Genomic DNA, 20891 nt, shown 5'->3' on the forward strand with positions numbered 1-20891 from the left:
CCGTGGACCGCAGTCAGGAGTCGCAATGCCCGGCACGCAAGCTCATTCCGTTACCCCGACGGCCGAAGCGGCCGCAGCCGCTTCCCCCGTTTCCCCTGTTTCTTCCGCTTCCCAGGCCGCGCAGGTCGCCGCGACCGGCGCGCCGCCCTTCATCGCCCCCGAACCCGTCTCGCAGAAACCGGTGGCCGGCAGCCAGCATGTGCTGAAGGCCGGCGACGCATTCGTGGTCAGCGACACGCTGGGCGACATCCTCGGCCATGACGACGGCCTGTTCGTCGACGACATGCGCGTGCTGTCGGGCTGGCGCCTGACCTTCGGCGGGCGCGCGCCCTCGCTGCTGTCGGGCGCGACCAGCGCCGACAACGCCTCGTTCACCGCGCACCTGACCAACCGGCCGCTGCCGCCGCTGGGCGGCCACGAGATGCCCGAGGGCGTGATCCACATCGACCGCACCCGCGTGCTGTCCGACAACGTGCTGTACGAGGCGCTGACGCTGACCAACTACGGCACCGCCGACGCCGAGGTGCCGCTGTCGATCTCGTTCGCGGCCGACTTCCTCGACATGTTCGAGGTGCGCGGCACGCCGCGCGAGCGGCGCGGCGCGGTGGCGGCGCCCGAGGTCGAGGCCGGCCAGGTGCGGCTGCGCTACGACGGCCTGGACGGCGTCGCGCGCACGGTGCGGATCGGCTTCTCGCCGGCGCCGGTGCGCCTGGATACCGATCGCGCCGACTACACGCTGACCATCGCCGCGCAGGCCTGCGTGTCGATCTACCTGACCGTCGAGGCGCGCATCGAGCGCGACGGTGAGCCGGCCGCGCCGGCCCAGCCGCTCGCGCGGGCGGGGCGCCCGGGCCTGCGGCGCGCGCTGGTGCAGGTGCACCGCCAGATGCGCGAGCGGCGCCGCAGCATCGCGCGCGTGCGCACCGGCAATCCGCTCTTCAACGCCTGGCTCGACCGCTCGCTGGCCGACCTGGGCCTGCTGACCACCCAGCTCGAGACCGGCCCCTATCCCTACGCGGGCATCCCGTGGTTCTCCACGCCCTTCGGCCGCGACGCGGTGATCACCTCGCTGCAGATGCTGTGGCTGCAGCCTTCGCTGGCGCGGGGCGTGCTGCGCTTCCTGGCGGCGCACCAGGCGCAGGAGACCTCGGCCTTCCGCGACGCCGAGCCGGGCAAGATCATGCACGAGTTCCGCCGCAGCGAGATGGCCGCCACCGGCGAGGTGCCGTTCGCGCTCTACTACGGCGGCGTCGACACCACGCCGCTGTTCGTGGTGCTGGCCGGGGCCTATCTCGAGCAGACCGGCGACACGGCCCTGATCGACGAACTCTGGCCGGCGCTGGAGAAGGCCGCCGGCTGGGTGGCGCGCGCCTGCGACCGCAATCCCTACGGCCTGCTCGACTACCAGAAGACCTCGGAGCGGGGCCTGGCGAACCAGGGCTGGAAGGACAGCCACGATTCGGTGTTCCATGCCGACGGCCGCTTCCCGGAAGGCCCGATCGCGCTGGTCGAGGTGCAGGCCTATGCCTGCGCCGCCTTCGACGCGATGGCGACCTTCTCGACCCATCGCGGCGACGCCGCGCGCGCGGCCGACTACTCGGCGCGCGCGAGGAAGCTGCGCGAGGCGGTGGAGGCGCATTACTGGATGCCCGAGGCCGGTTTCTACGGCATCGCGCTCGACGGGCGCGGCGAGCTGTGCCGCGTGCTGGCCTCGAACGCGGGGCACCTGCTGGCCTTCGGGCTGCCCGAGGCGAGCCGCGGCGAGGCGGTGGCGCGCACGCTCGACTCCTCGCTGTTCCGCACCGGCTGGGGCGTGCGCACGCTGGCGGCCGGCCAGCCGCGCTTCAACCCGATGGCCTACCACAACGGCTCGGTCTGGCCGCACGACAACGCGCTGGCGGCGCGCGGCTTCGCGCGCTACGGTAACAAGACGGCCGCCACCGAGCTGCTGCGCGCGCTGTTCGAGGCGGCGGTCAGCTTCGACATGCGCCTGCCCGAGCTGTTCTGCGGCTTCCCGCGCCGGCGCGGCGAACCGCCCACCGCCTATCCGGTGGCCTGCCTGCCGCAGGCCTGGGCGGCCGGCTCGCCGTTCATGATGCTGCAGGCCTGCCTGGGCGTGAGCGTCGACGCGGCGCGCGGCGAGGTGCGCATCGAGCGGCCCGCGCTGCCGGACGGCATCGACTGGCTCGAACTCGACGGCCTGCGGGTGGGCGGGGAGACGGTCTCGCTGACCTTCCGCCGGGTCGGCGGGCAGGTGGTGGCGGCCGCGCAGGGCGGCGGCCGCGTCAAGGTGGTGGCCGCGCTGTAGCGCGCGACGGCTGGATGGCGGGCGTCGCCGGTGCCGAACCGGCGCGGCGCCCGCCGCATCGGCGCCGGCCGGCTGGCCGGCGGGAACGCGAGGCAGTGCCGCCGGCACCGCCTCGCAGCAGTACAGGAGAGCGAGATCATGAGCCAGCAACCCACGCCCGACGAGGGCCGTCAATCGCAACTCGAGCAGATGGAGGCGGCGGTCGGCCATCTGCAGGATTCGGTCAGGTCCCAGTCGATCGCGGCGGGCGCCGCCAAGGGGCTCGCCTTCAGCCTGGTCGAGACGCTCGGCGCGCTGATCGGCGACCCGGACCTGCCCGAGCACGCGCGCTCCGGCTACGAGGCGCTGCGCGACAAGGTCAACGAGCTGATGGCCGCGCCCGAGCGACCCTGAGCGGCATCGAGCAGGAATCGAGTCGTACCGGGGCCGCCGCCCGGCGGCCCTGCCCGCTGATCGGGCACGCTAAAAAAATGCCGCGGGATCAAGCACTTCGGCGCGCTGTCAGGTCGATATCCACAAGCTTGCCCACCTCCCGTGTTGACAAGCACTGCCTGCGTTTGTCGCTTTGCTGGGCGTCCCAGGTGTCGGCGAAAAAAAATCATTCCGATCAAGGGCTTGGCGATTGGCTTTCGGTGATATCCACAGGTTTGCCAACAAAAACTGTGGATAACTCGGGCTTCGTCGGATTTGTCCCGGCGAAGCCTCGTTGGCGCGGCTGGAAATTTTTTCGCCGCGATGTCGATTCCGGCCGCCATCGCGCGTCGTGGGAAGGAGAGCGCGCCGAATGCGCCGCTCGCCCCGACGCGTCGCCGACGCACCCACCCAAGGAGCCGACATCATGTCCGCCGCCGTGAAACCGATCCCCGAAGGCATGCATACCCTGACCCCGCACCTGATCTGCAACGGCGCGGCCGATGCGATCGCGTTCTATGGCGCCGCGTTCGGCGCCACCGAGCTGACGCGCCTGCCGGGGCCCGACGGCAAGCTGATGCACGCGGCCGTGCGCATCGGCGATTCGACGCTGATGCTGGTCGACGAGATGGCCGGTTGCGGCGCGCTCGGCCCGCGGGCGCTGAAGGGCTCGCCGGTGATCCTGCATCTCTACGTGGCGGACGCCGACGCGGTGGTGGCGCGCGCGGTCGAGGCCGGCGCGAAGCTGATCATGCCGCCCGCCGACATGTTCTGGGGCGATCGCTACGGCCAGGTGGAGGATCCCTTCGGCCATCGCTGGTCGGTCGCCACCCATCGCCGGGACCTCACGCCCGAGCAGATCCGCGAGGGCATGGAGCAGTGCGTGCGCCAGCCGTCCTGAGCGTCGGCGCCTGAAGCGCGGCGGCTAGGTGGCTAGGTGGCTAGGTGGCGGCGCGGGTGCCGGGCCGTCGCCTTGCCGTGTCGGCAAGTACCGCTCGCCGCGTTTGCCGTATTTGCCGCGCGTTGCCGTTTCCCCATCCGTTGTCGTCGATTCCCAGGAGGAAGTCGCGATGTCATTGACGCTCTACGCGCATCCCTTTTCCTCGTATTGCCAGAAGGTGCTGATCGCGCTCTACGAGAACGCCACCCCGTTCAGCCTGCGCGAGCTGTCGGGCGAGCATCCCGGGCATTACGCCGAGTTCGCCGCGCGCTGGCCGCTGAAGCGGATGCCGCTGCTGGTCGACGCCGGGCGCAGCGTGGCCGAGGCCACCATCATCATCGAGCACCTGGGGCTCCATCATCCGGGCCCGGTGAGGCTGCTGCCGGCCGATCCGGTGGCCGCGCTCGAGGTGCGCGCGCTCGACCGCTTCTTCGACAACTACCTGTCCGCGCCGGCCCAGCGCATCGTCGCCAATGCCCTGCGGCCCGAAGGCGGGCGCGATGCCTATGGCGTGGCTGAGGCGCGCGCGCAGCTCGAGACCGCCTATGCCTGGCTCGACGGCCACATGGCGGAGCGAAGCTGGGCGGCCGGCGAGGGCTTCAGCCTCGCCGACTGCGGCGCCGCGCCCTTCCTGTTCTATGCCGACTGGACGCACCGCATCGACCGCGGCTTCCGCCACGTGATCGCCTACCGCGAGCGGCTGCTGGCGCGGCCCTCGTTCGCGCGCGCGGTGGACGAGGCGCGGCCCTATCGCAAGCTGTTCCCGCTCGGCGCGCCCGACGCCGATTGAATCCCGCGCGGCGGCCATGTGACGCACGGCGGCGGCCCGAAGCCCGGGCCGACTGCCTGCCGCCCCTGCCGCCGCCGCGATCCACGATTGCCAAGGAGACGAGCATGAACCCGAGCCAGCCGCTGATCCCCGCCGCCGAACTGGCGGCCCTCAACCGCTGCACCTACCCGAACGAGAGCGCGGCCTATCGCCAGGCGCGCAATGCCCTGCTGGTCGAGGAGATCGAGCTGCGCCGCCGGATCGAGCGGGTGGCCGAGCAGCGTCGCGCGTTGCCGCCCGGCGGCGCGGTGACGCGCGATTACCGCTTCGAGGGCGAGGGCGGCGGCAGCAGCTTCGCCGAGCTGTTCGGGCGGCACGACACGTTGGTGGTCTACAGTTACATGTTCGGCCCGACCCGGCAGCGGCCCTGCCCGATGTGCACCTCGCTGCTGGGCGCCTGGAACGGCGAGGCGCGCGACATCGGGCAGCGCGTCTCGCTGGTCGCGGTGGCACGCGCGCCCTGGGCGCGTCTCGACGCGTTCCGGCGCGAGCGCGGCTGGCGCGACCTGCGGCTCTATACGGATCTGTCGGGCGAATACAGCCGCGATTACCACGCGATCGGCGAGGGCGACAGCGATATCCCGGCGCTCAATGTCTTCACGCGGCGCGACGGCACGATCCGGCATTTCTACGGCGGCGAGATGAGCGGCGAGATGTCGGATCCCGGCCAGGATCCGCGCGGCGCGCCCGACCTGATGCCGATCTGGACCGTGCTCGACATGACGCCGGCCGGCCGTGGCGGCGACTGGTATCCCAAGCTCGATTACGGGCAGTGAAGCGGGCACGCCGGGCTGGCGTCGATGCGCGCTGCCGCATCCTTGGCGCGCGGCGGTAAACCGTGTCGGATCAAGTGCTTGCGTGGCTGGTGCGCAGGTAATCCACAAGCTTGCCAACAGAAATTGTGGACAAGCCGGCCGCCGGGTGCGCTGCCGCTTTCCTGATGCGCGGAAAAAAACCTCGACGGATCATGGGCTTGTCGTATGTGACAGCAGGATGTCCACAAGCTTGCCAACAAAAAATGTGGACAACCGGGGTGCCGGGGCGAGGGGGCGGTCGCCGAGGTTTCCGGCGCGCGCGAGCCATGGAGCAGGGTGGGCGGCCGCGTCGGCAGGATGCAGGCGCCGGCCGCCGATTGAACGCTAGATCCTTGATCTCGTTGGTCTTTTCGCCCGCCAGCCGGGCATGGCGGCGCTGCCGAAGCATGCATTGCCGGCGAGGATCCGAATCGAATCAAGGACTTGGCGGGCTCGCCAGCAGGATATCCACAAGCTTGCCAACAAAAACTGTGGACAAGCCACGCATCCGGGGCGCGTCGCGGCGGGGCCTGCCGGATTCCTGCGATTCGGAAAAAATCCTTGTGCGCTCAACGGCTTGCGAAAGACATGCGCAGGTCATCCACAAGCTTGCCAACATTTTCTGTGGATAAGCCGCGAGGCCGGGCGTTCAGCGTGTCGGCGCGCCCAGGAAACCGTGTAGCGCCTCCAGCACCGCCGGCTTCGCCTCGCGATGCGGAACATGCGCGCAGCCGGGCAGCATCATCATGCGCGCCGGCCCCGCCACGCCCTCGACGATGCGCGCCGGGTGGCGCGGCGAGCCGTATTCGTCATGCTCGCCGTGCAGCACGAGCGCCGGGCAGCTTACCTGCGCCAGCGTCGCGTCGAGCGTCCAGCCGGCGAAGGCCGGATCCAGCCAGGTGTCGATCCAGGCATCGAGCACCCAGCGCGCGCGTTCGCCGTGATGGCGCGCCAGCCGCGCGAATTGATCCGGCCGCGCGAACGCCGCGCGGGCCGCTCGAATGCCCTCCAGCGTGCGCGCCTCGACGAAGGCCTGCGCGGAGATCGTCACCAGCGCCTCGCAGTGCTCGGGCTGCGCGGCCGCGCAGGCGGCGGCCATCGCGCCGCCGACGCTATGGCCCAGCGCCACGAAGCCCGCAAAGCCGAAGCCGCGCTGCAGCGCCGGCAGGTTGTCGCGCGCCTCGGCCGCGACGAAGTCGGCCGGCAGCGGCGCTCGCGCCGGTGCCGAGCGGCCGAAGCCGACGCGGTCGTAGGCAATCACGTCGCGGCCGGTGGCGCGTGCCAGCTCGGCGGGGAATTCGCGCCACAGGGCGACGCAGCCGAGCGAGTCGTGCAGCATCACGATCGGCGCGGGCCGCGTGGCGGTGCCATTGGCGGGGCGCGGCCAGCGTTGCGCGTAGAGGCGGCCCTGGGGGGCATCGATCCAGCGGAAGTCGTCGGTCATCGTGGCGGGCCCGCGCCGGCGCGGGCCGGGCAGGCATCGAGGCATGAGGGGCGAAGGGGCAGGCAGGGCCTCGCCGCAATGTAGCAGAAGCGGACGCGAGCCCGGCGCGCGAGGGCCCCCGCCCGACGCGCAGGGCCGCGAGGGCCGGTGTACCATGGGCGCCCGCTCCACGCTGCCCTGACGATGCCCGCCAATTTCGACGAACTCGCGTCCCTGATCCGCGCGCAATTTTCCGAGCTGAGCCCGCAATTCCAGGTCGGCGCGGCCTTCCTGCTCGACCATCCCGACGAGGTCGCGGTGTCGTCGATGCGCAAGCTCGCGCAGCGTGCCCAGGTGCAGCCGGCCTCGCTGGTGCGGCTCGCGCAGCAGTTCGGCTTTCCCGGCTGGAACGAGCTGCGCGACCTGTTCGTGGCGCGCCTGCGCACGCGCCCCGCGCCGATGACGCAGCGCGCGCGTTCGCTGGTCAAGCCCGGCGGCAAGGCCGCGCTCGCGCAGGACCTGCTGGCCGCGCAGCAGCACAACCTGGCCGGCACGGCCGGCCAGAACGAGCGCGCGATGCTCGAGGCGGCCAAGCTGATCCGCAAGGCGCAGCACGTGCACGTGGCGGGCTTCCGTTCCTGCTACCCGGTCGCGTTCGGCTTCGTTTATGCCTACCGGCTGTTCCGGCCCAGCGTGTCGCTGTTGGCCGGCGTGGCCGGTTCGCTGGAGATGGACCTGCGCGCGATCGGCCGCCATAGCGTGACCGTGATCGTCAGCTTCGCGCCGTATTCGGCCGAGGCCACGCGCGTGGCGACCATCGCGCGCGATCGCGGCAGCCGGGTGGTCGCGATCACCGACAGCAGCGTCTCGCCGATCGCGCTGCTGGCCGATCTGACCCTGCTGTTCAGCCACGACAGCCCCTCGTTCTTCCCCTCGCTGGTGGCCGCTCACGCGCTCACCGAAGGCCTGGTGGCGCAACTGCTGGCGCTGGAGGGCGGCGAGGCGGTGGCCGCGCTCGAGCGCACCGAATCGGAATTGCACGCGCGCGGCGCCTATAGCGCGTCCTGAGCCGTTTCCCGCAATACCGGCCGACCAGGGCGGCCGGATCGGTTCATCGTCGATATTCTCCGATTCCAATCGCCATTCGATCTTTGAGGGATTCATTTTCGGCAATGAAGTTTTGACGAAATAATGAAATCCGATGATTTCCCCGGTTGAAAATGTCGGCTGAAAACCCGTCAAATCGGACAGGAAGAAATGGCGTTTCGGACAGTCTGAGAAGTCTTGACTGGAAAGGCTGACAGGTGAAATCGGCTATTTTCTGATTGGTGATGAAGGAAGCTGAAAAGACTGCTTGTGCCTGAATATTTTCGTTGCTAGGCTGCGTCAAATACACAAGCCGGAAATCGATCCGGCATGACTTCCGAGAGGCCAGGGCCATGACATCACTGAACGATATCCGTGCCGCGTCGCCGTGCATCGGCGACGTCGTGACGCTCAAGACCGGCGGGCCGCGCATGACGGTCACCTTCGTCGGTGCCGCCGGCGGCGAATCCTGGGTGAGCTGCCAGTGGTTCGATGCGAGCGGGGAATTCCGCCAGCAGCGCTTCGCCGTGGAGGCGGTGGTGATGGAGCCGACCACCATCTCGGCGGGCCGCGCCAGCCTGCGCCGCTTCGGCTGGTCGAACGGCGTGGCGCTCTGAGGCGCGCCGGGCCGTCCATTAGCCCATCCCTTGCCGCTTTTTTCCGCCGTTTCTTCCCGCTGTCTTTCCTTCCCGCTGTTTTCCCGAGTTTTTCCCGTCACTCGCGCGGCATACGCCGCGCGAGTGACGCCGTGCCCGTTCGCCGGCACCGCCCGCTGATTCTCGGGGCGGCGCGTCCGGCGCCTTCAGGCTTGCCGGCGGTGCCGCCCCACGCCCCGTCACGCCGGAAACCGGCAAGACGGGATCATCCGGGGCAAGGCGCCGGGACGGGACCAACGATCGGGCGGGGTGACGCAGGCGGAAGACGCTCACAGGTGACGCGGGGCAGGGCTACGCAGTCGGTGATGCGTGGAAATCCGGAAGCGACGACAACGGGTACGACGGCGGGTACGACGGATCAGGCCTGGCGGACGGGCACGGCCCGGTGGCTCAGCGCGAATCCTGCTTCTCGATCCAGGCCTGCTGGAGCGCGACGCGGTTCTGCACGCGATCGACCAGGCCGTTCGAGAACTTGCGCATGCTGATCGAGCGGCGCGTCTGGACGATGTTGCCGGCCAGGTTGCGCGCCGGATTCGGCAGGCTGGCCCAGTACAGCGTCATCAGCCAACCGATGCCGGTCCAGCCGAACAGCGCGTTGAACAGCGCGAGGGTCAGCTTGTCGTGACGGCCGCGACGGTCGGCGATGATCGCCGGCAGAAAGTAGAACGCAATCGCGATAACTGCCCCGGCAATCTGAAACAGGATCTTCATGGGACTTCTCCTTCCGTGTTGCAATGCGACAAGTCAACTGCAGTGAGACGGATTGTCGCGCTTTTTCGGATCCCGTGCCGGCAACTAATTGTTGCGTTTACCGCGATGATACCGACCCGTCACTCAATCCGTCGCCAATTTGAAATGTTCGTCGCACCATCCCGTAATCCCGCCTGCCATAAGCTTCACGGGCCTTCCGAGGCGTGCCAGGCGCTGCGCTGCACGAGCGGCGCCATTGCAGTGCGGGCCGGCACAATAGACAACGAATATCGTATCGATTGGAAAATGCGATAGCGTCCCCGCGACGATCTTGCGGTGCGGAAGATTGATGGCGCCCCGGATATGTCCGGCGGCGAACTGCTCGGGACTGCGAACGTCGAGCAGGATGAAATCGGCCTGGCCCGAAGCGAGCGCGTGATGCACGTCCCAGCAATCGGTTTCGAACCGGAGCAGGTCGCTGAAGTGGGCCAGGGCGGCGGCGCTGTCGGCGGCGGGGATCTCGGTGACGTAGGACATGATGGTTCGGGTTCCTCTGGAATAAGTGTCCGAGTCCCCAGTATCGGCATCGCGGGCCCGGCCCGAAAGTGGCGCGATCGACAAGTTCCGGTAACATCGCGCCATGAAAGATCATCTCGTCGTGGCGCTCGCCTACGATCGCCTCTGCACCTTCGAATTCGGCTGCACGGTCGAGCTGTTCGCGCTGCCGCGCCCGGAGCTGGAGGTGGACTGGTATCGCTTCGCGGTCTGCGCGGCCGAGCCGGGGCCGATCCGCGCGGCCGGCGGCATCACGGTGGCCGCGCCCTACCGGCTGGCCATGCTCGATCGCGCCGACACGATCGTGATCCCCGGCTGGCGCGATCCCGACGAGGCGCCGCCCGAGGCGCTGCTGCGCAAGCTGCGCGCGGCCCACCGGCGCGGCGCGCGGCTCTGCTCGATCTGCTCGGGCGTGTTCGTGCTGGCCGCCGCCGGCGTGCTCGACGGCCTGGCCGTCACCACCCACTGGCGGTATGTGGAGCGCCTGCGCGCGCGTCATCCCTCGCTGCAGGTGAACCCCGACGCGCTGTATGTCGACCAGGGCGCGATCGTCACCTCGGCCGGCTCGGCCGCCGGGCTCGACATGCTGATGCACCTGGTGCGGCGCGACCACGGCAGCGCGATCGCCAACCGCGTGGCGCAGCGGCTGGTGCTGCCGCCGCATCGCGAGGGCGGCCAGGCGCAGTTCGTGCCGCGCCCGGTCGCGCCGGAAGGGCGGGACCGGCTCGCGCCGCTGATCGACTGGATGCGCGAGCACGCGGCCGAGCCGCACACGCTGGCCAGCCTGGCCGAGCGCGCGGCGATGAGCCCGCGCACGCTGCAGCGCCAGTTCCGCGAGGCGACCGGGCTGGCGCCCTATGCCTGGCTGATCCGCGAGCGCGTCGGGCTCGCCAAGGAGATGCTGGAGGCGAACCCAGCGCTGCCGCTGGCGCAACTGGCCGAGCTGGCCGGCTTCGGCTCCGAGGAATCGCTGCGCCGCCACTTCCGGCGCGTCGCGGCCACCAGCCCCGCCGCGTACCGGCGCGGTTTCGACGTGCGCTGAAGAGGCGACGCAGCGATGTGCCGGGCCTGCGCTCCGCCGTGTTCCCAGCGTCGAGCGGGAGATCCGCGGCAGACGCCCTTCGCGCCGCTCCGCAGCCGGCGGCTGCCGGGCGGTCGCAAGCGGTTTACCGTAGTCTCGTGCGCCGGCGCGCGTTTGCGCGAGATCGCCCGCCGCGCGAGCCCGCATCGGCGCTATCATCTTTTTTTCGTCCCCACCGGCCAGCACCATCATGACAAGCACCGCCGACACCGCTCTCGATCACCCGCGCCTGACCGATTTCGTCGACCGCAAATGGAACGACGAGATCCTCCACCAACTGACCGACTACATCGCGATTCCCGCCAAGAGCCCGGCCTACGATCCCGACTGGCAGCAGCACGGCCTGCTCGAGCGCGTGGTGGTCGATGCCGCGCAATGGGCCGAGCGCCAGCCGGTGCGCGGGCTCACGCTGGAAATCGTGCGCCTGCCGGGCCGCACGCCGGTGATCTTCTTCGACGCGCCCGCCACGCGCTCCGGCACCACCGAGACGATCCTGCTCTACGGCCACCTCGACAAGCAGCCCGAATTCGACGGCTGGCGCGCCGACCTGGGCCCTTGGACGCCCAAGTACGAGAACGGCAAGCTCTATGGCCGCGGCGGCGCCGACGACGGTTACGCGATCTACGCCAGCATCACCGCGCTGGCCGCGCTCGACGCCCAGGGCGTGGAGCGCCCGCGCTGCGTCGGCCTGATCGAGACCTGCGAGGAATCGGGCAGCTACGACCTGCTGCCCTATGTCGACGCGCTGCGCGACCGGCTCGGCCAGGTCGGCCTGGTGGTCTGCCTCGATTCGGGCGCGGGCAACTACGACCAGCTGTGGCTGACCACCTCGCTGCGCGGCACGGTGGCGGGCGAGCTGCATGTCGAGGTGCTGGAGGAGGGCATGCACTCGGGCATGGGCGGCGGCATCGCGCCGTCGAGCTTCCGCATCATGCGGCAGTTGTTCGAGCGGCTGGAGGATTCGGCCAGCGGCAACCTGCTGCCGGGCGTGTTCCACTGCGAGATTCCCGAGAGCCGCGTGCGCGAGGCCGAGGCCACCGCCGCGATCCTCGGCGACCAGGTCTGGAAGGGCCTGCCCTGGGCCTGCGGCCAGGACGGCCGCCCGGTGCTGCCGACCACCAGCGACCCGCGCGAGGCGCTGCTCAACTCGACCTGGCGGCCCTCGCTGGCCGTCACCGGCGCGGCGGGCCTGCCGCCGCTGGAGAACGCCGGCAACGTGCTGCGCCCGAAGACGGTGTTCAAGCTCTCGCTGCGCCTGCCGCCGCTGGTCGACGCCGCCACGGCCGTGCAGGACCTGAAGCGCCTGCTCGAGCTCGAGCCGCCCTACAACGCCAAGGTCACCTTCAAGCCCGATTCGGGCGCCGCCACCGGCTGGAACGCGCCCGAGCTCGCGCCCTGGCTGGCCGGCTCGCTCGACGAGGCCTCGCGCCGCCACTTCGGCGCCGACTGCGCGTTCATGGGCATCGGCGGCACGATCCCGCTGATGAACGTGCTGCAGGCCGGTTTCCCGAAGGCGCAGTTCATGGTGTGCGGCGTGCTCGGGCCGAAGTCGAACGCGCACGGGCCCAACGAGTTCCTGCACGTGCCTTACGCGAAGCGGCTGACCGCCGCGGTGGCCGACGTGATCGCCGCCGCGCGCTGAGCGCTCTGGAACCACGCAGGGGCGCGAGGCCGGATTGCCTCGCGCCCCTGTGCCGTATACCGGGCGCCTGCCGCCTATCGAGGACCACGAAGGATTCGTCTCATGTCCCAACCTGAAATCCGGCCGGGCGCGCTGCGCATCTCGACCGACAAGCGCGAGCTCGACGTCGACGCGATCCACGCCTTCCTGCACGATCACGCGCCCTGGTCGCTCGGCATCCCGCGCGAGGTGGTGCAGCAGTCGATCGACGGCTCGCTCTGCTTCGGCGCCTTCCTCGGCGAAACCTTCGTCGGCTTCGCGCGGCTCGTCACCGACCTGGCCACCTTCGCCTATCTCTGCGACGTGTTCGTGCTGCCCGAGCATCGCGGGCAGGGCCATGCGCGCACGCTGATCGACCAGGTCTTCGCCGATCCGCGCGTGAGCGGCCTGCGCCGCATCGCGCTGGTGACGAGCGACGCGCACGGGCTCTATGCGCCGGTGGGCTTCGTCGCGCCCGCGCATCCCGAACGCTGGATGGAGCTGCATCGGCCCGAGGTGTATCGCCGGGCTTGAGCGCGCGGGCGCCTACAATACGCGCTTTGCACGCGGAGCCCGCCATGAGCGACCTGACCGAACAACAAGCCGAACAGCTTGCCACCCACCGCCACTACAAGGGCGGCCTCTATCGCGTGATCGGCGTCGCGCGTCATTCCGAAACCGACGAGGCGCTGGTGATCTACGAGCATGTCTGGCCGCACGAGCCGAGCCTGCGCGCGCGTCCCGAGGACAACTTCCACGGCACGCTGGAGGATGGCACGCCGCGCTTTCGCAAGCTGCGCGATTGAAGATTCGATGAGCGCGCGAGCGGCGCGGACCCTATCGGCCAGGCCGGCCCGGCGACGAACGCGTCGTGACGCCGACTCGCTGCTGCGAGCCTTTTCAGCGCGCCGCGAGCGCGGCCTTCAACTCGCGCGGCGCGTTGCCGACCGCCAGCTCGGGCGTGCCGTGCCAATCGGCGAGCCGGCCGATCGCGCGGGCCACGTCGCCGGCCAGCCCGCTGCCGAGGCGCACCTGCGGCTCGAAGTGGACCGCCTTCAGTTCGAACACGCCCTGCGTGCGATGCGCCTTGGCATCGACGCGGCCCACCAGGCGGCCGCGATGCAGGATCGGCAGGCAGAAATACCCATAGCGGCGCTTGTCCGCCGGCGTATAGCACTCGATCGTGTAGTCGAAGTCGAACAGCGCCGAGGCGCGCCGTCGGTCCCACACTACCGGGTCGAAGGGCGAGAGCAGGGTGGTGACCGAGGAGCGCAGCGTGCCGTCGGCGGCGCGCGCGAGCAGCGGCTCGAGTTCGCGATGCACGAAGACCTGTTCCTTCCAGCCTTCCACCATCACCGGCAGCAACTGGCCCGCGTCGGCCAGCGCATGCAGTTCGTCGCGATAGGCGCGCCTGGGCAGGCGATAGTAATCGGCCACCCAGTCGGCGCGTACCACGCCGAGCGCGCGGCAGGTCTGCTCGAGCAGTTGCGGCAGCACCATCTCGCGCGCGGGCAGGTCGCGCGCATCGTCCCAATGCGGCAGCACGCGTTCGAGCACGTCGTAGATGCGCTGGAAGTTCTGGCGCGCGGCCACCATCAGCTGCCCGGTCGAGAACAGCACCTCCAGGTGACGCTTCTCGGGTTTCCAGTCCCACCAGCCCGAGCCCTTGGCGCCATCCTCGCGCGAGAAGTCCGAGGAGCGCACCGGGCCCGTATCGCGCACGCGCGCGAGCAGCGTGTCGATCGCCTCGCGATGCAGCTCGTGCCAGTCCGCCGCGTATTTCCAGCCCATTCCCGCCGGGTTCAGCATCTTGTGGCGCATCAGCCCGAAGCTCTCGATCGGCAGGAAGCAGGCCTCGTGCGACCAGTATTCGAACAGGCTGGCCTCGGCCAGGTGCTCGTCGAGCCAGCGCTGCTCATAGGGGCCGAGGCGGCTGAACAGCACCAGGTAGGGGCTGCGCGCCACCACGTGGATGGTGTCGATCTGCAACTGCGCCATGCGGCGGATCGCATCCAGCACGTCGGCCTTCACGGCCTTGCGGCGCGGCGGCGCGAGCAGGCCTTGCGCGGCCAGGTGCAGGGAGCGGGCGGCGGAGAGCGGGAGGGTGGTCACGGGCGTGCGCGGGGCGGGGACGGAAGCCGTCACTGTAGCGCGATTCGATGGCCGCCGTTGCCGTCGACGCGACGGCCTCGCGCGGCAGGGACGCGAAGGCGCGACATGCTTGCGGCATCGGATCTGACAATCGTTGACAGACGCCCGAATCGAGTTTCCCTATAGTGACGTTCATGCCGTGACGGCCGCGATTCCACCGGATCGCGATTCGATCGGCGCTGGTTTTGCTCCCGACGCAACATATGTCAATGGCACGCAGGGAGTGAATCCGGGGAACGTGACTGTGTCGCAGCACCCGGAATCATTCGGCGGATATCCGAACGGCTCTCCAGGCCCGATGTGGATATCCGCCGATTTCTTTTTTGCGCGAGCCGTTTTTTCCAGGGCCGCCGCGCCGCCTCTTTCCCGCCCGAATTCGAACCCGCCGATGCGATCGGCGTGCTCAGCCGCGCTTGCCGCGTGCGATCTCGTCGCCGGCGTTCGGCGCGAGGCGCCGCGTGATCGGGATCGAGGCGAACGAGCAGAGCCCCACCACCAGGAAGGCCGGCCAGAAATCCGACCACTGCACCGAAGGGTGGCCGCGCAGCGCGGCCGACAGGTGCAGCACGATGCCGGCCACCGTCACGCCCAGGCCCAGCGACATCTGCTGCACCACGCTGCCGAGGCTGGTGGCGCGGCCGATGTCGCGCGGCTGGATCTCGGCGTAGATCACCGAGTTGAGGCTGGTGAACTGCAGCGCGGGGAAGATCCCGCCGACCAGCACGATCACCCAGATCGCCCACACCGGCATGCCTGGGTAGAAGGTGCCGTACATCGCGATCGCGAGGCCCGCCAGCGCGGCATTGACCATCAGCACCCGGCGGAACCCGAACCGGCGCAGCAGGCGTTGCGAGAGCAGCCGCGAGAGCGTGCCGCCGACCGCCGAGGCGCAGGTGATCAGCCCCGAATCGAAGGCGCTCATGCCGAGCCCTTCCTGCAGCGTGAGCGGTAACAGGAACGGCACCGCGCCGAGCCCGATGCGGAACAGCGAGCCGCCCATCACGCTGGCGTTGAAGGTGGGGATCTTCAGGAAGCGCAGCTCGAGCACCGGCATCGTCGCGCGCCGCGCGTACAGCACGTAGCCGCCCAGCAGCAGCGCGCCGGCCACGCACATCAGCACCGCGTCGCGCGGGCTGATCAGCGCGCCGTCGAGCATGGTCAGGCCCATCAGCAGCAAGGAGGCGCCGGCCGCGGAAAGCAGGAATCCGAACCAGTCGAGCGGGCCCGGGTTCGCCTCGTGCGTGTTGGCGATGTACTTGTTGGCGAGATAGATGCCGTAGATGCCGATCGGCACGTTGATGAAGAAGATCAGGCGCCAGTGCAGGTAGGTGGTGAGGAAGCCGCCCAGCAGCGGCCCCGCGGCCGGGCCGAACAACGCGGGCAGGCTCAGGTAGTTCATGGCGCGGATCAGGTCCGCGCGCGGCACCGCGCGAAAGATGATGATGCGCCCGACCGGCACCATCATCGCGCCGCCCACGCCCTGCACGAAGCGCGCGAAGGTGAACAGCTCGAGATTGGTGGAGGCCGCGCACATCAGCGAACCCACCACGAAGATGCCGATCGCGGTGCGGAACACCGTGCGCGCGCCGTAGCGGTCGGCCAGCCATCCGCAGATCGGAATGAACACGCCGAGCCCGACCACGTAGGCGGTGATCGCGATATTGAGGGTGACGGGGTTGTGGCCGAAGGCGCGTGCCATCGCGGGCAGCGCGGTGACGATGATGTTGGCGTCCACCGTCTCCATGAACAACGCGCAGGCGACGATCAGCGGTGCGATGAACGGATGGACTGCGAGCGGCATTGGGGATCGATGCGCGGCAAAGCCGACATTATTGCATCGATCCCTCCGCCGGCGTTAGCGGAACCCTTCCCGTTCGAGCATCTGGGCGCATCTGGACGCATCGCCGCCGAACGCGTCGCGTACTGCGTGGCGGGTTCGGGCGCGTGTCGCGCGTTCGCGCGGCGAATGGAACGCGATGTCGTGGATGCGTGCGCATCGATTTCCACCCGTCGCCGATCGCGTTCGCGAGGGCTGCAGCCAGCCGTTTAGAATACGAGCGTTCGCTCATATTCGAAGCGCCCCGCATCCAGCCCATGACGAAATCCTCCGCCAGGAACCACGTGACGCCGCGCAAGGCGCCGGTCCAGCGCCGTTCGGCGGCCACCGTCGAGGCGCTGGTCGAGGCCGCCGCGCGCATCCTGGAGCGCGAGGGGCCCGATGCCTACACCACCAATGCGGTGGCCGCGCGCGCCGGCGTCAGCATCGGCTCGCTCTACCAGTACTTCCCGAATCGCGATGCCCTGACGGCCGCGCTGATCGAGCGCGAGACCGGCGCGCTGCTCGCCGATTTCGATCGCGCGGTCGAGCTGCCCGATTGCGCCTCGATCCTCGCGGCGATGGTGCGGGCGGCCGTCGCGCACCAGTTGCGCCGTCCCGCGCTGGCCCGGCTGATCGACGTGGAGGAGCGGCGGCTGCCGGTGGAGGGCCGCGTGGGCTACGTGGCCGCGCGCGGGCTGGAAGCCATCGCGATCGCGTTCGGCAAGCCCGGTGCGCCGCCGCTCGCGGCGCCCGAGGTCGCGGCACGCGATGTGCTCGCGATGGTGCGGGGCATCACCGACATGGCGGGCGAGGCCGGCGAGACCGATGCCGCCGCGCTGGAGCGGCGCGCGCTGCGGGCGGTGTTCGGTTATCTGCGCGCGGAGCCCGGGCGGACGGGCTTGTGAGGCGCGAGCCAAGCATCTGATCCTGCCAGCGCGGGCGGCGCGCAAGGCATGACGCCTGCTCGCGCCGCGCGACTCGTGGGGCCACGCACGGCATCGTTTCGCCTGACAAGCTCGCAGAACTGCCGGCGCGGCCCGCGCCCGCCTCGGGCATCATCGGATTCCCGGAATTCATAACAAAGGACCGAAGATGGCCGTCATTCCAGCCCGACACGCGTCGAACCCTTCTCCGGAAGCCGCATTCGATCGCACAGCGAAACATTTCGCCGCGAACGCCGTCGCGCGCCGACCGAACCTGCCGCGCACGCTGCGCCGCCGCGCCAGCCTCGCCTTCGTGCTGGCCGCCGCCTGCATCTCGCTGCCGGCCTGCTCCGACACGCAGCCCGTGGTGCGCCCCGGCGAGGATGCCGCCGTGCCGCCGCAGACGCGCCCGAGCGGCGTGCTGCCGCCGCCCAGCGAGCTGTACGGCGAACTGTTCACCGCCGTGCAGACCCAGCAGATCTATCCCGACCAGAAGACCTTCGTCGACACCACGCCCGACGCCGACGCGGCCACCATCATGCGGCTCTACGCGCAGCAGAAGGACGCGCCGGGCTTCTCGCTGCGCGACTTCGTCACCCAGCACTTCAAGCCGCCGGTCGACGCGGTGGTCACGCCGCCGGCGAACCAGACGCTGCGCGCGCATATCGACTGGTTGTGGCCGCACCTGACGCGCACCACCGAGGGCGCCTCGCCCAACGGCTCGCTGATCACGCTGCCCAAGCCCTATGTGGTGCCGGGCGGGCGCTTCCGCGAGGGCTACTACTGGGACAGCTACTTCACGATGCTGGGCCTGCAGGAAGCCGGCCGCGAGGACCTGGTCGACGACATGCTCGACAACTTCGCGCACCTGATCGATACCGTGGGCCATGTGCCGAACGGCAATCGCACCTACTACGCGAGCCGCTCGCAGCCGCCGTTCTTCGCCTACATGGTGGAGCTGGCCGCCGAGAAGGAAGGCAACGGCGTCTACCAGAAGTACCTGCCGGCGCTGCGCAAGGAATACGCGTACTGGATGCAGGGCGAGACCGGCACGGCGCGCGGCGCGGCCACCGCGCACGTGGTGACGATGCCCGACGGCGCGGTCCTGAATCGCTACTGGGATGCGAGCGCGACGCCGCGCGACGAGTCCTACCTGGAGGACGTGCAGACCGCGAAGTCGGCGGCTGGCCGGCCGGCTCCGGAAGTCTGGCGTGACCTGCGCGCGGGCGCCGAGAGCGGCTGGGATTTCAGTTCGCGCTGGCTCGGCGACGGCAAGACGCTGGCGACCATCCGCACCACCGCGATCGTGCCGATCGACCTGAACAGCCTGATGTACCACCTCGAGAAGACCATCGTGACGGGCTGCACGGTCACGCACGACGCGGCCTGCGTGGCCGACTTCTCGGCGCGCGCGTCGCGCCGCGACGCGGCGATCAATCACTGGCTGTGGAACGCGAACGGTTATTACGGCGACTACGACTGGCAGCTCGGCCAGCCGCGCGACGGCCTCACTGCGGCCGCGCTGTACCCGCTGTTCGCCGGCGTGGCCACGCCGGATCATGCGATCTCGACCGCCCAGCACGTGCGCGACACGCTGCTGCAACCGGGCGGGCTGGCCACCACCACGCAGAACACCGGGCAGCAATGGGACGCGCCGAACGGCTGGGCGCCGCTGCAGTGGATCGCCATCGAGGGGCTGTCGCGCTACGGCGAACGGCCGCTCGCCGACGAGATCGGCCAGCGCTTCCTGAAGGGCGTGAAGGGCGTCTACGCGAGCGAGGGCAAGCTGGTCGAGAAGTATGTGGTGGAAGGCTCCGGCGTGGGCGGCGGTGGCGGCGGCGAGTATCCGCTGCAGGACGGCTTCGGCTGGACCAATGGCGTGACCGCGAAGCTGCTCGATCGTTACGGGCAGTGAGCGGCGGCTGGAGGGAGGAGGGGCGCCGGCCAACGTTTGCGTCGGCGCCCGTGATCCATCGCGGCCTGGTTGCGTTCACAGGCATCGATGGCGAGGGAGTCGCCGTGAGGCGGCGGGGTTGCGATGCCGCCGCGCGGCATCGCGAAGTCCTGGCTGGCCGACGCGCGAGCCGCGAGCGGCGCGCGCGTCGGCCGGCGGAACTCAGGCGAAGGCGTGCGTGAGCGGCGCGCCCGGTTGCGGGCTGCGGCGCAGCGTCGGTTCGTCGTGCGGCTCGACATGCGTCATCGCCGCGCCGAACAGCACCAGCCGATAGCCGATCGAGTAGATCGGGATGATCCGCATGTTCTTGTCGTTGTCGAGCTTGAGCTTCGAACGGATGCGGGAAATATGGGTGTCGAGCGTGCGCGACGAGACGCCGAGCTCGCGGCCCCAGACGGCTTCCTGGATAGCCTGGCGCGGCACGATCTTGTTCATGTTGTCGAGCAGGAATTCGACCACGTCGAATTCTCGCGGCGTCATGTCGACCTGCTGGCCCTCGATCTCGATCGAGCGGCGGATGAAATTGATTTTTATGTTGTCGATGTACAGATACTTGCAATCCATGATGGTCCTCGCAATTAGTCTGATGGCCCCGGAGCGGAACGCCCTCTACTCTGCAATAAGCGGGCCAGCGTGCGAGGTTTGGAGGAGTGGACTGGAAATTTTTCGCAAGCAACTGATTTAAAAGGAATTGTCGAGGTGGCTTCGGAAGCGTGAGGCTGGCTTCGCGTTGGCCTGCATGGCGCGCTCGGCGCTCTGTTACGTAGCAAGGGGGGAATTGTTACGGCGCTGTTCCCCTGTGACGTAACGTCAAGGAACGTGAACGTTGCATCGAGCGAAACGTTTGCGCGAATTGGTATGAAGTGTGCAAATTTACGCCCGTAACGGTCGTGGATCGGCTCAGGGCGGCCCGACAAGGGACCGAAGGCGGTGGCGCGAGAGCGAGGAAGCTGGGGCAGCCCGGGATTCGCCGGGCCGGCTTCGGATCCGCCAAGGTGCGGCTTGCGCCGCATGCGAACCTGGCCCGCGAGAGAAAGGTGCCCGGCATCGCGCCGGGCGCCTTGATGATCGGCAGGTGAGGGCTTCGAACCCGCTGGCTGGAAGTGAGCCGGCGAACGCGCCGCTCATGCGACTTCGGCGAGCAACACCAGCGAGAAACTTCGGCGAGAAACTTCAGCGAACCACGGTGAAGCCGCGGTTCTCCGATTGCGTCGCGCAGCGATCGACGGCCTGCAGGTGCCATGCGCCGTCGGCGCTGCTGCTGCCGAGCAGCGCGGTGCCCTGGCCGGCATCGGCGGCGACGCCCATCACGCGATCGATCGACAGGCCCTGCAACCGGCACAGCGCTTCGTCGCCGTCGGCCGCGCAGAGCGCGACCGCGCCCTCGACATGCTTCACCTTCCCCCATTGCGGCAGATCGATGCCCTGATGCGCCTCGCGCGACCAGAGCTGCTCGTCGGTGTCGACCCACAGCACCGCGTACGAGGCTTGGCGCGAGGTGGGTTGGCTGCTTGCGTTGATCCGTATCGTGAGGCGCATGGAATCGTCTCCTGGATGGCATGGATGAAGGCTAAAAGTAAACAGTCTAGAGGTCTCCCAGCTAAACACAAG

At 69.4% G+C, this 20891-nt stretch carries 21 protein-coding genes; 14 read left to right on the forward strand and 7 right to left on the reverse strand.

The window, feature by feature from the left end; all coding sequences use genetic code 11:
- Window positions 1–25: 25 nt before the first annotated feature.
- From FB600_RS17305 to FB600_RS17330, 6 genes are all read left to right on the forward strand, one after another.
- The gene (locus FB600_RS17305; protein ID WP_098182094.1) at window positions 26–2308 is read left to right on the forward strand and encodes an amylo-alpha-1,6-glucosidase; all 2283 of its coding nucleotides are present in this window, start codon (window positions 26–28) and stop codon (window positions 2306–2308) included.
- Window positions 2309–2446: 138 nt separating this feature from the next.
- Window positions 2447–2701, forward strand: coding sequence for a hypothetical protein (locus FB600_RS17310; RefSeq protein ID WP_013691108.1), 255 nt, complete (start codon window positions 2447–2449; stop codon window positions 2699–2701).
- A 128-nt stretch (window positions 2702–2829) separates the two neighbouring features.
- Window positions 2830–3162, forward strand: coding sequence for a hypothetical protein (locus FB600_RS17315; RefSeq protein WP_145757139.1), 333 nt, complete (start codon window positions 2830–2832; stop codon window positions 3160–3162).
- On the forward strand, window positions 3147–3620 hold the full coding sequence (locus FB600_RS17320; RefSeq protein ID WP_098153007.1) for a VOC family protein: 474 nt from the start codon (window positions 3147–3149) through the stop codon (window positions 3618–3620). The genes FB600_RS17315 and FB600_RS17320 overlap by 16 nt, the downstream gene beginning before the upstream one ends.
- 169 nt (window positions 3621–3789) lie before the next feature.
- Complete coding sequence (locus FB600_RS17325) at window positions 3790–4449, forward strand: glutathione S-transferase family protein (protein ID WP_145757140.1); 660 nt, start codon at window positions 3790–3792, stop codon at window positions 4447–4449.
- 104 nt (window positions 4450–4553) lie between these two features.
- The gene (locus FB600_RS17330) at window positions 4554–5264 is read left to right on the forward strand and encodes a DUF899 family protein (RefSeq protein ID WP_013691105.1); all 711 of its coding nucleotides are present in this window, start codon (window positions 4554–4556) and stop codon (window positions 5262–5264) included.
- A 667-nt stretch (window positions 5265–5931) separates the two neighbouring features.
- Here the strand turns inward: FB600_RS17330 and FB600_RS17335 are convergent.
- Window positions 5932–6726, reverse strand: coding sequence for an alpha/beta fold hydrolase (locus FB600_RS17335; RefSeq protein ID WP_145757141.1), 795 nt, complete (start codon window positions 6724–6726; stop codon window positions 5932–5934).
- A 183-nt stretch (window positions 6727–6909) separates the two neighbouring features.
- On the opposite strand from FB600_RS17335, the gene FB600_RS17340 reads away from it, so the two are divergent.
- Together FB600_RS17340 and FB600_RS17345 are read left to right on the forward strand one after the other, a co-directional pair.
- Window positions 6910–7773: a MurR/RpiR family transcriptional regulator gene (locus tag FB600_RS17340; RefSeq protein ID WP_145757142.1), complete on the forward strand. Its 864-nt coding sequence runs from the start codon at window positions 6910–6912 to the stop codon at window positions 7771–7773.
- Window positions 7774–8144: 371 nt separating this feature from the next.
- Window positions 8145–8408, forward strand: a complete 264-nt coding sequence (locus FB600_RS17345) for a YodC family protein (protein ID WP_096751628.1) — start codon at window positions 8145–8147, stop codon at window positions 8406–8408.
- A 429-nt stretch (window positions 8409–8837) separates the two neighbouring features.
- Here FB600_RS17345 and FB600_RS17350 read toward each other — a convergent pair whose 3' ends face one another.
- A complete protein-coding gene (locus FB600_RS17350) occupies window positions 8838–9158 on the reverse strand; it encodes a superinfection immunity protein (protein WP_025097562.1) in 321 nt (106 codons plus the stop codon).
- A gap of 123 nt (window positions 9159–9281) precedes the next feature.
- Complete coding sequence (locus tag FB600_RS17355) at window positions 9282–9674, reverse strand: rhodanese-like domain-containing protein (RefSeq protein ID WP_096751627.1); 393 nt, start codon at window positions 9672–9674, stop codon at window positions 9282–9284.
- A gap of 103 nt (window positions 9675–9777) precedes the next feature.
- On the opposite strand from FB600_RS17355, the gene ftrA reads away from it, so the two are divergent.
- The 4 genes from ftrA (at window position 9778) to FB600_RS17375 (ending at window position 13239) form a co-directional block, all read left to right on the forward strand.
- Window positions 9778–10734: a transcriptional regulator FtrA gene (gene ftrA / locus FB600_RS17360; RefSeq protein WP_098153005.1), complete on the forward strand. Its 957-nt coding sequence runs from the start codon at window positions 9778–9780 to the stop codon at window positions 10732–10734.
- Window positions 10735–10963: 229 nt separating this feature from the next.
- The gene (locus FB600_RS17365; protein WP_025097559.1) at window positions 10964–12415 is read left to right on the forward strand and encodes a M20 family metallopeptidase; all 1452 of its coding nucleotides are present in this window, start codon (window positions 10964–10966) and stop codon (window positions 12413–12415) included.
- A 102-nt stretch (window positions 12416–12517) separates the two neighbouring features.
- Window positions 12518–12967 carry a GNAT family N-acetyltransferase gene (locus FB600_RS17370; protein WP_036055622.1) on the forward strand — a complete coding sequence of 150 codons (450 nt, stop codon included), beginning with the start codon at window positions 12518–12520 and terminating at the stop codon, window positions 12965–12967.
- A 53-nt stretch (window positions 12968–13020) separates the two neighbouring features.
- The gene (locus tag FB600_RS17375) at window positions 13021–13239 is read left to right on the forward strand and encodes a DUF1653 domain-containing protein (protein WP_025097557.1); all 219 of its coding nucleotides are present in this window, start codon (window positions 13021–13023) and stop codon (window positions 13237–13239) included.
- Between the two features lie 94 nt (window positions 13240–13333).
- On the opposite strand, the gene FB600_RS17380 is transcribed toward FB600_RS17375, so the two are convergent.
- Entirely contained in the window at window positions 13334–14545 is a 1212-nt protein-coding gene (locus tag FB600_RS17380) for a winged helix-turn-helix domain-containing protein (RefSeq protein WP_145757143.1), read from the reverse strand.
- A gap of 442 nt (window positions 14546–14987) precedes the next feature.
- Window positions 14988–16385, reverse strand: coding sequence for an MFS transporter (locus FB600_RS17385; RefSeq protein WP_047838121.1), 1398 nt, complete (start codon window positions 16383–16385; stop codon window positions 14988–14990).
- A 293-nt stretch (window positions 16386–16678) separates the two neighbouring features.
- Here FB600_RS17385 and FB600_RS17390 point away from each other — a divergent pair, with 293 nt between their 5' ends.
- Window positions 16679–17308, forward strand: coding sequence for a TetR/AcrR family transcriptional regulator (locus tag FB600_RS17390; protein WP_096751623.1), 630 nt, complete (start codon window positions 16679–16681; stop codon window positions 17306–17308).
- Between the two features lie 187 nt (window positions 17309–17495).
- Window positions 17496–19241 (forward strand): alpha,alpha-trehalase TreA, encoded by a 1746-nt coding sequence (treA, locus tag FB600_RS17395; RefSeq protein ID WP_013691092.1) that lies wholly within the window; start codon window positions 17496–17498, stop codon window positions 19239–19241.
- 201 nt (window positions 19242–19442) lie between these two features.
- Here the strand turns inward: treA and FB600_RS17400 are convergent, their stop codons facing one another.
- Window positions 19443–19844, reverse strand: a complete 402-nt coding sequence (locus FB600_RS17400) for a winged helix-turn-helix domain-containing protein (protein ID WP_025097552.1) — start codon at window positions 19842–19844, stop codon at window positions 19443–19445.
- A gap of 609 nt (window positions 19845–20453) precedes the next feature.
- Window positions 20454–20819 (reverse strand): DUF3564 family protein, encoded by a 366-nt coding sequence (locus FB600_RS17405; RefSeq protein WP_096751622.1) that lies wholly within the window; start codon window positions 20817–20819, stop codon window positions 20454–20456.
- Window positions 20820–20891: the final 72 nt, after the last annotated feature.

The organism is Burkholderia sp. SJZ089, assembly GCF_007828315.1.
Taxonomy (GTDB): Bacteria; Pseudomonadota; Gammaproteobacteria; order Burkholderiales; family Burkholderiaceae; genus Burkholderia; species Burkholderia gladioli.